The 14,816-nt window shown below is 64.5% G+C and carries 14 protein-coding genes; 2 read left to right on the plus strand and 12 right to left on the minus strand.

The genetic code is table 11. The annotated features are described in order from the left end of the window. Positions 1 to 64: 64 nt before the first annotated feature. Both ACXJMY_RS22230 and ACXJMY_RS22235 read right to left on the minus strand, forming a co-directional pair. Positions 65 to 2,542 (minus strand): DNA translocase FtsK, encoded by a 2,478-nt coding sequence (locus tag ACXJMY_RS22230; RefSeq protein ID WP_456621484.1) that lies wholly within the window; start codon positions 2,540 to 2,542, stop codon positions 65 to 67. A 9-nt stretch (positions 2,543 to 2,551) separates the two neighbouring features. Next, positions 2,552 to 3,769, minus strand: coding sequence for an aminotransferase class I/II-fold pyridoxal phosphate-dependent enzyme (locus tag ACXJMY_RS22235; RefSeq protein ID WP_456621485.1), 1,218 nt, complete (start codon positions 3,767 to 3,769; stop codon positions 2,552 to 2,554). Positions 3,770 to 4,076: 307 nt separating this feature from the next. Between ACXJMY_RS22235 and ACXJMY_RS22240 the strand changes: the two genes are divergently transcribed. Then, positions 4,077 to 4,859, plus strand: a complete 783-nt coding sequence (locus ACXJMY_RS22240; protein WP_456621486.1) for a GGDEF domain-containing protein — start codon at positions 4,077 to 4,079, stop codon at positions 4,857 to 4,859. A 31-nt stretch (positions 4,860 to 4,890) separates the two neighbouring features. Here ACXJMY_RS22240 and ACXJMY_RS22245 read toward each other — a convergent pair whose 3' ends face one another. The 9 genes from ACXJMY_RS22245 to ACXJMY_RS22285 form a co-directional block, all read right to left on the minus strand. Then, complete coding sequence (locus tag ACXJMY_RS22245) at positions 4,891 to 5,295, minus strand: GFA family protein (RefSeq protein ID WP_456621487.1); 405 nt, start codon at positions 5,293 to 5,295, stop codon at positions 4,891 to 4,893. A 121-nt stretch (positions 5,296 to 5,416) separates the two neighbouring features. After that, complete coding sequence (locus ACXJMY_RS22250) at positions 5,417 to 7,012, minus strand: caspase family protein (protein WP_456621488.1); 1,596 nt, start codon at positions 7,010 to 7,012, stop codon at positions 5,417 to 5,419. Positions 7,013 to 7,237: 225 nt separating this feature from the next. Next, the gene (locus ACXJMY_RS22255; protein ID WP_456621489.1) at positions 7,238 to 8,686 is read right to left on the minus strand and encodes an ammonium transporter; all 1,449 of its coding nucleotides are present in this window, start codon (positions 8,684 to 8,686) and stop codon (positions 7,238 to 7,240) included. Positions 8,687 to 8,723: 37 nt separating this feature from the next. Beyond that, on the minus strand, positions 8,724 to 9,062 hold the full coding sequence (locus ACXJMY_RS22260) for a P-II family nitrogen regulator (RefSeq protein WP_008142813.1): 339 nt from the start codon (positions 9,060 to 9,062) through the stop codon (positions 8,724 to 8,726). Positions 9,063 to 9,588: 526 nt separating this feature from the next. Then, on the minus strand, positions 9,589 to 10,191 hold the full coding sequence (locus ACXJMY_RS22265) for an ATP-dependent Clp protease proteolytic subunit (RefSeq protein WP_456621490.1): 603 nt from the start codon (positions 10,189 to 10,191) through the stop codon (positions 9,589 to 9,591). 40 nt (positions 10,192 to 10,231) lie between these two features. Then, positions 10,232 to 10,585 (minus strand): SRPBCC family protein, encoded by a 354-nt coding sequence (locus ACXJMY_RS22270; protein WP_456621491.1) that lies wholly within the window; start codon positions 10,583 to 10,585, stop codon positions 10,232 to 10,234. Between the two features lie 13 nt (positions 10,586 to 10,598). Continuing rightward, complete coding sequence (locus ACXJMY_RS22275; protein WP_456621492.1) at positions 10,599 to 10,913, minus strand: ArsR/SmtB family transcription factor; 315 nt, start codon at positions 10,911 to 10,913, stop codon at positions 10,599 to 10,601. A gap of 93 nt (positions 10,914 to 11,006) precedes the next feature. Beyond that, a complete protein-coding gene (locus tag ACXJMY_RS22280; protein ID WP_456621493.1) occupies positions 11,007 to 12,305 on the minus strand; it encodes an ammonium transporter in 1,299 nt (432 codons plus the stop codon). A 75-nt stretch (positions 12,306 to 12,380) separates the two neighbouring features. Further along, complete coding sequence (locus tag ACXJMY_RS22285; RefSeq protein WP_057752475.1) at positions 12,381 to 12,719, minus strand: P-II family nitrogen regulator; 339 nt, start codon at positions 12,717 to 12,719, stop codon at positions 12,381 to 12,383. 237 nt (positions 12,720 to 12,956) lie between these two features. On the opposite strand from ACXJMY_RS22285, the gene ACXJMY_RS22290 reads away from it, so the two are divergent. Continuing rightward, positions 12,957 to 13,841 (plus strand): GYF domain-containing protein, encoded by an 885-nt coding sequence (locus tag ACXJMY_RS22290; RefSeq protein ID WP_456621494.1) that lies wholly within the window; start codon positions 12,957 to 12,959, stop codon positions 13,839 to 13,841. Between the two features lie 84 nt (positions 13,842 to 13,925). On the opposite strand, the gene tesB is transcribed toward ACXJMY_RS22290, so the two are convergent. Beyond that, a complete protein-coding gene (gene tesB, locus ACXJMY_RS22295; RefSeq protein ID WP_456621495.1) occupies positions 13,926 to 14,789 on the minus strand; it encodes an acyl-CoA thioesterase II in 864 nt (287 codons plus the stop codon). Between the last annotated feature and the right edge of the window lie 27 nt (positions 14,790 to 14,816).

Genomic DNA, 14,816 nt, shown 5'->3' on the forward strand with positions numbered 1-14,816 from the left:
TAGCGTGATTTCGGCCAAAAGCAGATAACGTTTTTGCGTGAAATAGTGTTCTGAGGCCCCCGCCTCACATATGGCTGTCTTCTTCCTCGACCAGAATCTCGCGTTTGCCGGCGTGGTTGGCGGGGCCGACAATGCCTTCCAGTTCCATGCGCTCCATCAGCGAGGCGGCCCGGTTGTAGCCGATTTGCAGGCGGCGCTGGATGTAGCTGGTCGACGCCTTGCGGTCGCGTTTGACGATGGCAACGGCCTGTTGGAAGAGATCGCCACCGCCATCGGCGCCCATGCCGCTGGCGTCGAACACGGCGCCGCCGTCCTCGTCCTCGGTGGGCTCCTCGGCCGTGACCGCTTCGAGATATTCCGGCTGTCCCTGCGTCTTGAGGTGGCGCACGACCTTCTCGACTTCCTCGTCCGAGGCGAAAGGCCCGTGCACGCGGCTGATGCGGCCGCCGCCGGCCATGTAGAGCATGTCGCCCTGGCCCAGCAGCTGCTCGGCGCCCATCTCGCCCAGGATGGTGCGGCTGTCGATCTTGGAGGTGACCTGGAAGGCGATGCGGGTCGGAAAGTTCGCCTTGATGGTGCCGGTGATGACGTCGACCGACGGACGCTGCGTGGCGAGGATCACGTGCAGGCCGGCGGCGCGCGCCATCTGCGCGAGACGCTGCACCGCGCCTTCGATGTCCTTGCCGGCGACCATCATCAGGTCGGCCATTTCGTCGACGATGATGACGATGTAGGGCAGCGGCTCGAGCGAGAGCTTCTCTTCCTCGTAGATCGCCTTGCCGGTCTCCTTGTCGAAGCCGGTATGCACCGTGCGCGTCGGCTCCTCGCCCTTGGCCTTCACCTCGAGCAGGCGCGCATTGTAGCCGTCGATGTTGCGCACGCCGAGCTTGGCCATGTTCTTGTAGCGCTCTTCCATCTCGCGCACGGCCCATTTCAGCGCGACCACGGCCTTCTTCGGGTCGGTTACGACCGGCGTGAGCAGATGGGGGATGCCGTCATAGACGGAGAGTTCGAGCATCTTCGGATCGACCATGATCAGCCGGCACTGGTCCGGGCGCAGCCGGTAGACCAGGCTGAGGATCATGGTGTTGATCGCGACCGACTTGCCGGAGCCGGTGGTGCCGGCGATCAGCATGTGCGGGGTGCGCGCCAGGTCGATGATGACGGGATCGCCGCCGATGGTCTTGCCGAGGCAGAGCGGCAGCTTCGCCACCGTATCGACGGTTTCCTTGGCGACCAGCAATTCGCGCAGATAGACCTTTTCACGATGCGCGTTCGGCAATTCGATGCCGATGGCGTTGCGGCCGGGAACGACGGCGACGCGCGCCGACAGCGCGCTCATCGAGCGGGCGATGTCGTCGGCAAGACCGATGACGCGCGACGATTTGATGCCGGGTGCCGGCTCCAGCTCGTACAGCGTGACCACCGGGCCCGGATTGGCTTTCACGATCTCGCCGCGCACGCCAAAATCCTGGAGCACGCCTTCGAGCGCGCGCGAATTGGCTTCCAGCTCGGCCTTGCTGAGCGGCTGGCGATCGCCAGCCTTCGGCGCGGCCAGCACGGACACGGACGGAAGCTCGAACTTGTCGGAGGATTTCTTGGCGGCGGCCTTCGGCGCAGCCTTCTTGCGCGGTGCGCGCGCGGCCGGCGCTTCCTCTTCCTCCTCCTCGTCCTCCTCGTCGTGCCCGTCCTCGTAATCCTCGTCCTCGGATTGCGGCGAGATCGGCGGCGCGCCGCGGCCGCCACCGAGATTCGGCTCCTGACGATCGAAGGCAATCGCGCGGGGCTTCGGTCCGCTCGAGACCAGCGAGCGATAGGCGGTGCCGAGTAGCCAGGTCAGCCGCGCCTTGGTGCTCATCAGCGCATGGAACAGCCAGCCCAGCGACACCGAGCCGCGCTCGCTGCCCTCGTCCTCGTCGAGCGGCGCATCGTCATCCTCGATCTGCGAAAGCTCTTCGTCGTGCTCGCGCGCGCCGAGACCGCAGGCGATCAGGAAGGTCGCTGCCATCGCGACGAACAGGATGACGCCGAGCACGATGCGATAGATTGTGCCGGCGGGTCCGAAAATCACCGCGGGCGCGCGCACCAGCGCGTCGCCGACCACGCCGCCAATTCCGGTCGGCAGCGGCCAGGCGCCGCCGTGCGGCCAGCAGCTCGCAAACCCCGCCGCGATCACCGTGCAGAGAATCCAGCAGCCGAGCCGCAGCGCTTCGCGGTCGAACGGGCGGTGGGTCAGCATGCGCCAGCCCCACACCGCGACGGTCAGGATCAGCATGATCGCGCCGAGCCCGAGGATCTGCATCGCGAGGTCGGCGCCGATGGCGCCGGCATAGCCGAGAATGTTGCGGATCGGCCGCGAGGTCGCGTGGCTGAGACTGGGATCCTGGACCGACCAGGTCATCAGCGCGGCCGAAGCGACGCCCGAGAGCGTGATCAGCCCGAGACCGGCGAGCTCGCGCACACGCCGCGTCAGCGCCTCGCGGATCGAGGGCGGCAGATGGCCGACCAGGGGAATGACACGTTCGATTGTCGACATGCTCACGGGCCCCGCCTAACCCAGAGTCTCGACCAGGCGGTGCAGCGCCGCCGCCGTGGTCTCGCCATCCTGCACCAGCGCGAGCCGAATGTAGCCTGCGCCGGGATTGAAGCCGTCGGGCTGGCGCCGCGCCAAAAAGCTGCCGGGCACCACGCGCACGCCTGCTTCCGTGAAGAGTTTCAGACACACCGATACGTCGTCGCCGATCTCGGACGTGTTGAGCCAGACGCAGAAGCCGCCGTCGGGCCGGCGATAGCCGTAGCGATTGCCGATGATCTGGTCGGCGAGATCGAACTTGATCCGGTACAGCCTGCGATTCTCCTCGACATGCGCTTCGTCGCCATAGGCAACAGTCGCGACATGCTGGAGCGGCACAGGCACCTGGGGCGCTGCGATGTTGCGCTGCTCGAGGAACATGCCGATGAATTTCCTGTCGCCGGCGGCGAAGCCGACGCGCAGGCCCGGCAGGTTGGAGCGCTTCGACAGCGACTGGAACGCAACCACGCGGGTGAAATCGGGGCCGGCGCATTCGAGCGCGCTGCCCGGTGCTTGCCGGGTGTAGATCTCGGAATAGCACTCGTCGCTGAGGATCACGAAGCCATAGCGGTCGGCGAGCTGCTTCAACCGCCTGAAATAGTCGGGCTTGGCGACCGAGCCCTGCGGATTGGCCGGCGAGGCCAGATAGAACGCCACCGTGCGTGCCAGCGTCGTCTCGTCGATGGCGTCGAGATCTGGCAGGAAGCCGTTCTCGACCGTGGTCGGCAGATAGACCGGCTCGCAGGCGGCTGCGCGGGCGCCGGCGCCATAGACCGGATAGAACGGGTTCGGCATCAGGATCGCGGGCTTGCCGGGGCGCGGGCCGACATAGCGCGCGGCCGTGATCGCGGCGAGGAACAGCCCCTCGCGGCTGCCATTGAGGACGAGAATCTCGCTCTTGGGGTCGAGCGGCCGTGGCAGCTTGAACCGCGACGACAGCCAGGCTCCGGCGGCATGGCGGAACGGGTCGGTGCCCTGATTCATCGGGTAGCGGCCGAAATCGGCGATGTGCTTGGCCAGGACCGGGCCGACGAAGTCGGGTACAGGATGCTGGGGCTCGCCGACGGCAAGCGTAATCAAGGGCTTACCGGGCTGATGGGGTGCCAGCAGCTCGTTCAGCCGGACGAAGGGTGAGCGTTCGCTATCGGAGCTTCCACCTTCCAGCAGCGGCGCACGGGATGAAGCGGTTATAGCCATTCTGGACGCCAGCACTCTTGGAACAGCCGGTCGCACGAAAGCACCGGCGGGAAGCGGTTCAGTTCACCATAGATAGGGCGAGGTTAAGACGCGATTAACCATCGGCAGGCGGGCCCGTCCAGAGTCGAATAATCATGCCGGATAACAACGGGATGCGCGGCGAACCCGGGATTGTCACGGTTCCGGCACCCGGCATTTGAGACAAGTCCCTCGGGCGTTGTTAACCCACGGCGTCAAGAACGTCCACGCATTGGCAGTTCGGCATCGCCCTTGGTGCTATGCACCATCAGCGGCAACGGGGCGGCGCGTGACCTTTCAGATCTCGACTCATGGTGATGTGCTTCGCCACGCCGGCAAGCGCGCGGCGATCGCTGCGGGGCTGACCATCGTCATGACCGCGACGACGCTGCTGCTGCATCTCGGCACCGATTTCAGCGCGACGGTGAGTGTCGGCTACATCATCGGCTTCAGCCTGTGTCTCGCAACGGCGATCTCGGCCTTGCTGTCCGCTGCTCTCAGCTATCGTTCGGCGCTGCTGATGCAGGATCTGACGCTGACCCGCAGCGAGCTCGCGCGCATCTCCCAGACCGATCAGCTCACGGGACTGTTCAACCGGCGCGGCTTCGATGAGGCGGCGGCGCTGGCCCTGACCTCGGCGCGCAAGCGCAGCGTGCCGGTCAGCGTCTTTGTCTGCGATATCGACCACTTCAAATCGATCAACGACCGCTTCGGCCACGAGGCCGGAGACAAGGTTTTGGTCGAAGTGGCCGAAATCCTGCGGCAGCTCGCCCGCAAGGAGGGCGTGCTGGTTGCGCGCTATGGCGGCGAGGAATTCGCCGGCCTCCTGGTCGGGGTGACACGCGATCAGGCCGAGCACTATGCGGAGCTGGTCCGCACCGCCTGCGCTGCGCGCGAAATTGCTCTCGGCGACCACCTGGAGCGCGTGACCATCAGCCTCGGCTTCACCGTATCCTGCGCCGACGCCGGGCTGCCGGAGCTGATGCGGATCGCCGACCGCGCGCTCTATGCCGCGAAGCGTCGCGGTCGTGATCGGGTGGTCGAGGCGGACGACCGCGCCGTCGCCGCCTGATAATGTTCCCGGCGGGGTTGGTTCGCGGGCGTCAGTGCCCGGGCAGCTTCTCGAACGCCGGCATGCCCGACGGAATCTGGTGGAACGCCTGCTTGTCGCAGGTGTAGATCGCCAGCTGCGGCTGGAACTGGGACGGCTCGTCCAGCGTGCCCACCTTCACGACGGCAGCAGGCAGGCCGGGAACCTTGGTCACGAGGTGGGTGCCGCATTCGGCGCAGAATTCGCGCGTCACCGCGCGCTCGAGGTCCTTGCGCGTGAACTGCTTGGGCTGCCCGGTGATGTAGCTGAAGCCGGCCGCCGGCATCGCAATGAAGGTGTTGGGCGCGCCGCCCGAGATGTACTGGCACTCGCGGCAATGGCATTGCGCCTGCATCAGCGGGTCGCCCTCGGCCACGTAGCGCACTTCGCCGCAATAGCATCCGCCTTCCAAACGCATGACGACCTCCCGATTGTTGTTCGTTGTGGTCGATATTTCTGCGCCGGCAATCTGGAATGGCAACCTTTTTCTTTCCTGCGAGCGGACAAGGGCAGACCATCCGCAGCCGGTTCGGCGGCATCTATCTCCTTGCAAGTCCGCAGCCGTTGAATCCGCGGCCATGCCAGCAGCCAGTGCTCATGCACTCGGCTTGCAGCCGTGGGCAAGCGGTTGAAGCGCAATTCGCGGCGCCGCCCAGACTGACGCAGGCCGTGGCGCACCTGTCCCGCATGAACGAACAGGTCATTCCGCTGCCAGTCTGCCGAGATTGCCCTCCGCCCTGATCTGGCGGCAGCACCGCCGTTTTCTCGTCGCGCTTCGTGGCCCGCTTCGGATCGGCTTGACCCGGATTTGCCCCCGGGCTCTGCGGCGCCAGCTTCGTCAATTCCATCCGGCATGGCCGTGCAGTTTCGGTGCGAACGCCGGTCCCGCTCGAATCCTTCAGCGCGAGAGCAAGCTTGTACTGATAGGAGCTGCCGGCGGGCCGACGTAGCGGGTCGTTCTCGCCAATAATACCTTTGACAGTGATGCTGGCGCTGCCGTCGGTCTCGATCATTCCGCCATAAACGGTTGAACCGGGTTTGCCCTCGTCGCCAAAGGTGCCTTGAAGCACCCCATCCTTGACGCGCAGGGCGTACTGGTAATAGCCCTCGGCAAACGGAGGTCTGCTCTCGCAGGTTTCCTTGCCGATCCAGGTTCCGTCGAAGGCGGTGGTGCGCTTCACGTCGTCTGCGGGTTTTGTCAGCGCCGCGATGCGAGATTTCGCGAGGTCCGCGAACGTACAGGTCGGGAAGCGCACGAGGTGGTCCTTGAATGCGGCAAGCGTTCCCAGAGCTTCCGCGCTTCGCCAATGATCTCCGGCATCGGCACAAGGATCGCCCTGGGGCATTGCTGGGGATAGCGCCGCAGTCTCGGGCTTGCCGTTCAGGTAGAACTCGCCGAAGAATGACAGTGAAAGCTCGGGGACCTGCGAGCCTTTGGTCCGCTGGTAGACGCCGGCGCTGATGATCTGAAACACCGTATTGATATTGTCCCTGTCACGAATGTGCTCAAGGAACGCGCTCGTATAGGGACTGTTGCGGCCGTTGCCGTCGTCGGCCGTGCGCCCGGCCTGAGTCGCGTAGGAGATGATGGTGCCCTCCGGGCTCTCCATCTTGGCCAGTCCGCGTGCGACGGTTACGCCGCGACCCTGTCCAACGTTTCGCCGCAGCTCGTCGGCGAATGGATTGTCGCGGCAGGCGTCGAGCACGAGAATCCGCAGGTTCTTGGCCTGCTGCAGGTCCGCGAGGATCTCGTCGGCGCGTACCAGGCGCCGCAGATCGACCTCGTCGCGCACGACGGCATCGACAGGCACCAGATAGTTGACACCTGCGAACTGGAGGGCGTGGCCGCTGTAATAGAACAGGGCCACGTCGGCGCCGCGGGCCTCGCGCGCGAAGCGAAGAACGGTCTCCTGCATGGCGGCCTGATCGAGATCGGTTGCGACGAGAGGATCGAATCCCGATCGCTTCAGGGCCGCGCCGACGTCAGCCGCATCATTGGTCGGATTGGCGAGTGTGGGAACGTTCCTGTAGGCGCCGTTGCCGATCACCAGCGCGACGCGCTTGTCAGCCTTGGCCTCGAGGGCCGACAGGGCAAGCGACAGGAAACACAGGGCCAGGCAATGCAGCAAACGCATAAGATCGGGCTCCCAATGGGAGCATGATACGCGCCGGTATCGAAACAATGCAATTTGGCTCTGCGCCGGTTCCGCCGCTGCGACGATGCGGCGGGCCAAAAAGAACAAAAAGAAAGGGGCTCCAGCTTGCGCTGGAGCCCCTCAACGGTCGGGGCATTGCCGGGTATGTGCCCAAACCGTAGTTCTGGGCGCGATCCCCGAGAGGATCGCGCCCCGGGAGGAGACTTACATGTTGTAGGCGCGCTCGGTGTGCTCGGTGATGTCGAGGCCTTCACGCTCGGTCTCGACATTGGCGCGGAGGCCAACGATCACGTCGACGACCTTGTAGAGGATCGCCGAACCGATGCCCGACCACACCAGCGTGGTGCAGACGCCCCAGAGCTGGGAAATCATCTGCGCCGCGAAGTCGTAATCGGCAACCTTCGGCGGGATCGCGGTGTAGTCCACGATGCCCGCGCCGCCGAGAGCGGGGTTGACCAGGATGCCGGTGCCGAGGGCGCCGATGATGCCGCCGATGCAGTGCACGCCGAACACGTCGAGGGAGTCATCGTAGCCGATCGCGTTCTTCACCACGGTGCAGAAGAACAGGCAGACCACGCCGACCACGAGGCCGAGAACGATCGCACCCATCACGCCGGCGAAGCCGGCCGCAGGGGTGACCGCCACGAGGCCCGCGACAGCGCCGGAGATGACGCCGAGCACGGAGGGATGCCCCTTCACGATCCACTCCGCGAACATCCACGACAGCGCGGCGGCTGCGGTGGCGACGAAGGAGTTGGTCATGGCGAGGGCTGCGCCGCCGTTGGCTTCGAGGTTGGAGCCGGCGTTGAAGCCGAACCAGCCGACCCAGAGCAGCGAGGCGCCGATCATCGACATGGTCAGCGAGTGCGGAGCCATCAGCTCCTTGCCGTAGCCGGTGCGCTTGCCGATCAGGAGAGCGCCGACGAGACCTGCGATGCCGGCGTTGATGTGCACCACGGTGCCGCCTGCGAAGTCGATCGCGCCCTTCTTGAAGATCCAGCCGGCGTCGGCGTTGACCTCGTCGAGCTTGGCCTGCGCCGCGGTCTTCGCCGCCGCGTCAGTGGCAGCAGCGAGCGCCTTGGCCGCATCCTGGATCATGTCCGGGCCGGGCCAGTACCAAACCATGTGCGCGATCGGGAAGTAGATCAGCGTCACCCAGAGCGGAATGAACAGCGCGATCGCCGAGAACTTCATGCGCTCGGCGAAGGCGCCGACGATGAGGGCGGGCGTGATCGCCGCGAAGGTCATCTGGAAGCACATATAGATGAGCTCCGAGATGTTGGCGTCGACCGAGAAGGTCGCCGCCTTCGAGTCGGTGGTGACGCCCATCATGAAGGCCTTGGAGAAGCCGCCGATGAAGTCGGAGCCGCCGGTGAAGGCGAGGCTGTAGCCGTACACGGCCCAGATCACGGTGACGACGCAGACGGTGTAGAACACCTGCATCAGCACCGAGAGCATGTTCTTGGAGCGGACGAGGCCGCCGTAGAACAGCGCGAGACCCGGGATCGTCATCAACAGCACGAGCACTGTCGATGTCAGCATCCAGGCGTTGTCTCCCTTGTTGACCGTTGGCTCGGCGTAGGCTGCGGTCGCAGCGAACAGGCCGACTGCGAGAGCCGCCAATCCCGCGCCATAGGGACGCTTAAACGTCATTTTATTTACTCCTGATTGGATAAGGTTGAGCGCGAAATCAAAGGGCCGCGGCATCGGCCTCGCCGGTGCGGATGCGAACCGCATGGTCGAGGTTGATGACGAAGATCTTGCCGTCACCGATCTGTCCGGTTTTCGCGGCGGACGTGATGGCGTCGATGGTCTTGTCGACCTGGTCGGAGGCGACAGCGACCTCGATCTTGATCTTGGGCAGGAAGCTCACGGCATATTCGGCGCCGCGATAGATTTCCGTATGGCCTTTCTGGCGGCCATATCCCTTGACTTCCGTCACCGTAAGACCGTGAACGCCGATGGCGGTCAGGGCGTCACGGACTTCTTCCAGCTTGAATGGCTTGATAATCGCCATAACAATTTTCATGGGTCCTATCCCCGCTTGGGCCCGGTCCGGACGTGGCCGGGCGTTTCTCGACTGGTTCGCCACGAGGGAGAAGTTCACTACGCGGGCACAGCCACGCCCCCTAGAATCAAATGCCGTGCCAGATCGGCGGCGTTGCCTAACGGACTATGAAAGCGGGTGTTTTCGCGTTTCGCGCGTATTGCGCCGCAGTGCGCTATTACGTCGCGCTCAAAACGTGGTCACATCTGCTCAAAATACGAGCAAGACAGGCTGCCGACACAATGTTGCTCACGCGTCGGGCAGCAGGAAGGTAATTAAGTAAGGGAACCGCCCATTGCAGGGCTTGGCCGTGCCGCGAAATATCCAGCCCCTCACGCTGGTGCTCACGGGATACGCGCAGGGACATGAACAGGGCGGCCCGATTGAGCAGGATGAAAGCCTGCGGCTGCCGACCAGACGAAGGTGACGGCGACCCCGTGGAGGCGGATCAGCGCCTGTTGCGGGTGGGCCTCGATCAGGCCCAGCGGCGCCGCCGAAAGCCGGACCGTCAGGCTGCGTCGCGTTCCGCAAAGACCCTGTCGATCAGTCCCCATTCAACCCCTTGCTGCGCGGTCATGAAGTGGTCGCGGTCCAGAGTCCGTTCCACCTCCTCCTCGGGGCGCCCGCAATGCTGCGCATAGAGCCGGATGATGCGCCGCTTGGTTTCCTGCATTTCGGTGGCATGGATCAGGATGTCGGACGCCTGGCCCTGGAAGCCGCCGAGCGGCTGATGCACGTGGAGGCTCGCATTGGGCAGGGCGGCGCGGTGACCGGGCTCGCCGGCCATCAGCAGGAACGAGCCCATGGAGCGCGCGGTGCCCATGCACAGCGTATGAACCGGCGCCTTGATGAATTGCATGGTGTCGTACATCGCGAGGCCACTGGTGACCACGCCGCCATAGGAGTTGATGTAGAGATTGATCGGCCTGTTCGGATTCTCCGCTTCGAGGAACAGCAGTTGCGCGCAAACCAGTCCGGACATCGCATCATTGACCTCCCCGTTCAGGAAGATGATGCGCTCGCGCAGGAGCCGCGAATAGATGTCGAAGGATCGCTCGCCGCGGGCGGACTGTTCGACGACCATAGGGACGAGCTGAAGCATGTCGCGCATCGGCGACCTCCATTTCTGCAGGTGATGAAGTCTTTTGCTGTTAGGCCGCCATCATCAGGCAGCAATTGGTGTTGGCCGGCTGCGGCAGTTTCGCGAGGTCGTCGCAGGCCTGCTGAATGATGCGGAAGCGGGTGCCGCCGTCCTCGTTCGGTTCGATCCGGAAGATGACGTGGCTCTCGCGAAACGGTGGCTCTGAATCGCGAAGTCGGTAGCGCACCTCTTCGCCTGCGATCGTTGATTCCGGCTCGGCGCCCGCAAGGTCGCAATCCGGCAACCAGCGCTCGCGCAAGGCCGGAATGGTCACGGCGCGCCAGACCTTTGCTGGCGGCGCATCGAAATCATGTTCAAGCACCAGGGCTTCGTCGGGGCGATCAGGCTTCGCGGCGTCGCTCATCGGTTCCCAGTCCTTATTGATCCATGTCCTTCAAGAGATCGGAGAGCGCTTCGATGCGCTGCGGCCAGTAGGCGCGGTAGCGCGCAAGCCATGTCCCGATGGTGGCGATCCCGTCCGGATCGACCTCGTAGTTCACAAAGCGGCCCTGCCGCTGTTCGCGCACGAGGCCTGCCGCACGCAGCACCGCGAGATGCTGCGACATCGCCGGCTGGCTGATCTCCAATCCGTCGCGCAAAGCGCTGGCATTCAAGCTTCCGCCAGCGAGCTTTTCAAAGACCTTTCGGCGCGTCGGGTCGGCCAGCGCCTTGAAGATGTCGGCTTCGATCATGGCAACACATAAGCATATACTTATGTCTTGCGCAAGCCGGAAGCGAGCCGAGGCGGTCCGGTGTTGCGAGCGACCCGCCCGCGGCCGGCTGCGCTACTGCAACGCCTCGCCGTGCTGCGAAATATCGAGCCCCTCGAGCTCGTGCTCACGGGATACGCGCAAGGGCACGAACAACCCGACCAGCTTGAGCAGGATGTAGCTCACCCCGGCCGACCAGACGAAGGTGACGGCGACCCCGTAGAGCTGCAACAGCAATTGCTGCGGGTGGCCCTCGATCAGGCCGGCCGTTCCGCCGATCGCGCTGGTGGCGAACACGCCGGCGAGCAGGGTGCCGGTCAGCCCGCCGATGCCGTGGACGCCGAACACGTCGAGCGAATCGTCATAGTCGAAACGGTGCTTCAGCCAGGTGCAGGCCCAGTAGCAGACGAGGCCGGCGATCACGCCGATGACGATGCCGTGCCACGGCGCCACAAAGCCCGAAGCCGGCGTGATGGTGCCGAGGCCTGCGACCGCGCCCGAGATCATGCCGAGCACGGAGGGCTTGCGCCGCGTCGACCATTCGATCGCGCCCCAGGTCAGTGCGCCGGAGCAGGCCGCAAGATGCGTCGCGATGATCGCCATCACCGCGCGCGAATTGGCCGCGCCCGCCGAACCGCCGTTGAACCCGAACCAGCCGACCCACAACAGTCCCGTGCCCATCACCGCGAGCGAGAGATCGAACGGCGAGAGATTTTCGGTGCCGTAGCCATGACGGCGCCCCATCACCTTCGCGGCGACCAGGCCGCCGGTGCCGGCCGACAGATGCACGACCAGGCCGCCGGCAAAATCCAGCACGCCCATGCTGGCGAGGAAGCCACCGCCCCACACCCAATGCGCCAGCGGGATGTAGACGAAGATGAACCAGGCGACGGAGAACAGGAGATAGGCGGAGAACCGCATGCGATCGGCGACCGAACCCGCGACCAGCGCCACCGTGATGATGGCAAACGTCATCTGGTACAGCATGAACAGCGATTCCGGGATCGTCTTTGCGGCCGGATTGACGCTGTCCATCGTCATGCCCGCGAGGAACCAGCGGTCGAGCGTGCCGATCCACGGGCCGTCGCCGACGAAGCACAGCGAATAGCCGAACGCGACCCAGAGAATCGAGATCAGCGTCACCGCGGCAAGGCTCTGCGCCATGGTCGCAAGCACGTTCTTCTTGCGCACCATGCCGGAGTAGAACAGCGCCAATCCCGGAATCGTCATCATCAGCACCAGCGCGGTGGCGACGATCATCCAGGCGGTGTCGGCGGTGCTGATCTCGGAGCCCGCGGCGTGCGCCGGCGATGCTATGACGGACGCAAGTCCAATCGGCGCAGCCATAGCCGCGCGGCGCAACACATCCGCCATGTCGTTTCCCCCAAGCACATTGATTGCGTCGCACGCTGTGGCGTCGTTGCCCGGTGCGATCGAAGACGGTCTTACCTAGAGCGCGTCGCTGTCGGTTTCGCCGGTGCGGATGCGCAGCGCGTGGTCGATCGGCGTGACGAAGATCTTGCCGTCGCCGATCTGCCCGGTGCGCGCCGTCGCGGTGATCACGGCGACCGCCTTCTCGGCGACATCGGAGGCGACCGCGATCTCGATCCGCAGCTTGGGCAGGAAGTTCACGACATATTCGGCGCCGCGATAGATCTCGGTGTGGCCCTTCTGACGGCCATAGCCCTTCACCTCGGTCACGGTCATGCCGTGCACGCCGATCGCCGTCAGCGCCTGGCGGACTTCATCGAGCTTGAAGGGTTTGATGATCGCGACGACGAGTTTCATGGTCAGGCCTATTCCCCGGGATGCGCCGCGCCGTATGTCCCCGGCGCAGCGTCAATCTGGCATCTTTCCGGGCAAATGGCATAAAAATGTTGCAGGTTGAAGCGGAAAAACGTTTGGCCATGTGAACGGCCGCCTCTGTACAGGGCAGCCGTTCATCCTCCACAATGCATTTTTGGCATGGATGCGGTGAACCCAAGCGTCCCGGCCGGTACAAAAGTATGTTTAGGGGGGCGCGTCATGGCGAGTTGGTTCTATGCATCCGAGGGCAAGCAGCAGGGGCCCTATCCTGAAGGGCAATTCCGCGACCTGGTCGCGCAAGGGATCGTGCGCCCGGACACGCTGGTGTGGTCCGAAGGCATGGCGGGCTGGCAGAAGGCCGCCGAAATCCCCGGTCTGATCGGCGGCGGCGGTGCGCCCCCGATGGTCCCGGCCGGCGGCCCGCCGATGATGGGCGGCGGTGGCTACGCCGGTGCCGGCGGTGGCGGATCGCTGGCGATCGACTTCGGCATCCTCGAGTTCACCTGGCGCAGCATCGTCATGCTGATCGGCATGTGCTTCATCATCCCGGTGCCATGGGTGTTCGTCTGGTACACCAAATGGATCGTGTCCTGCGTCAAGGTTCCGGGGCGGCCCAACCTCAGCTTCACCGGCAATGCGATGACGCTGGTGCCCTGGTTTTTCGGCTTCATCGTCCTGGCGATCGCCATCGCCTTCACCGGCATCCAGTTGCTGAGCAACCTGCTGTTCATCGTCCAGATCGTTCTCTACTGGCTTCTGGCCAAATGGATGGTCGCGAGCCTCGCCTCCAACGGGCAGCCGCTTGGTCTCAGCTTCACGGGCTCGGTCTGGGCCTATATCGGCTGGAACCTGCTGTTCGCGATCTCCATCATCACGATCGTCGGCTGGGCCTGGGTCGCCGCAGCCCAGATGCGCTGGTTCTGCCGCAACATCGAGGGCACTCGGCGCGAGATCGTCTTCAGGGGCAGTGGTCTCGAGATTCTCTGGCGTGGAATCGTGGCTGCAATCCTGTTCAGCCTCATCATCCCGATCCCGTGGGTGTATCGCTGGATCATGAACTGGTTTGCGTCGCAGACCGAGCTCGCTCCGCGCGGGTCGGTCTGAGCATGATCCGGAAAAGTGTGAAGCAGTTTTCCGAAGAGATCATGCTCCAGTAATCCCAGGCGCGATGAAATCGCGCTTGAGCAATCAGCTCTTCCGCTCGCRCACGGAGCCTTCCTGCGCGACGGAGGCGACCAGCGTGCCGTCGGGCTTGAAGATCAGGCCGCGGGTCAAGCCGCGGCCGCCTTGCGCGCTCGGCGAATCCTGCACGTAGAGCAGCCATTCGTCGGCGCGGAACGGGCGGTGAAACCACATCGCGTGGTCGAGGCTCGCCGGCATCATGCGCTTGTCGAACAGCGTGCGGCCGTAGCGTGCCATCACCGCATCCAGCAGCGAGAAGTCGGACGCATAGGCCAGCGCGCACAAATGCAGCGCCGGATCGTCCGGCAGCTTTGCCGCGGTCCTGATCCAGACGTGAATGCGGCCGTCCTCGATCTTCTCGCCGAAATAGCGGCCGAGCTCGACCGGGCGCAGCTCGATCGGACGATCGGACTCATAGTAGCGGCGGATGAATTCCGGCATCTCGCGGAACATCGGCTGCTTGGCCACCTCCTCCGCGGTGAGTTTTTCCGGCGGCGGCACGTCGGGCATCTTGTCCTGGTGGTCGAAGGCGCCCTCCTCCTCGGCGTGGAACGACACCATGATGGAGAAGATCGCGTTGCCGTGCTGGATCGCGGTGACGCGGCGTGTCGAATAGCTCTTGCCGTCGCGCAGGCGCTCGACCTGGTAGATGATCGGAATCTGCGGATCGCCCGGCAGGATGAAATAGCAATGCAATGAGTGCGGCAGCCGGCCCTCGACCGTGCGGCAGGCCGCGACCATGGCCTGCCCGATCACCTGCCCGCCGAACACGCGCTGCCAGCTCGTCTTCGGGCTGTTGCCGCGGAACAAATTCACCTCGAGCTGCTCGAGGTCGAGGATCGAGATCAGGTCGATCAGGCTCTTGGACATGGTGGTGCTTTCGAAAATCTCGTCATT

It is taken from the genome of Bradyrhizobium sp. P5_C12 (genome assembly GCF_054049735.1).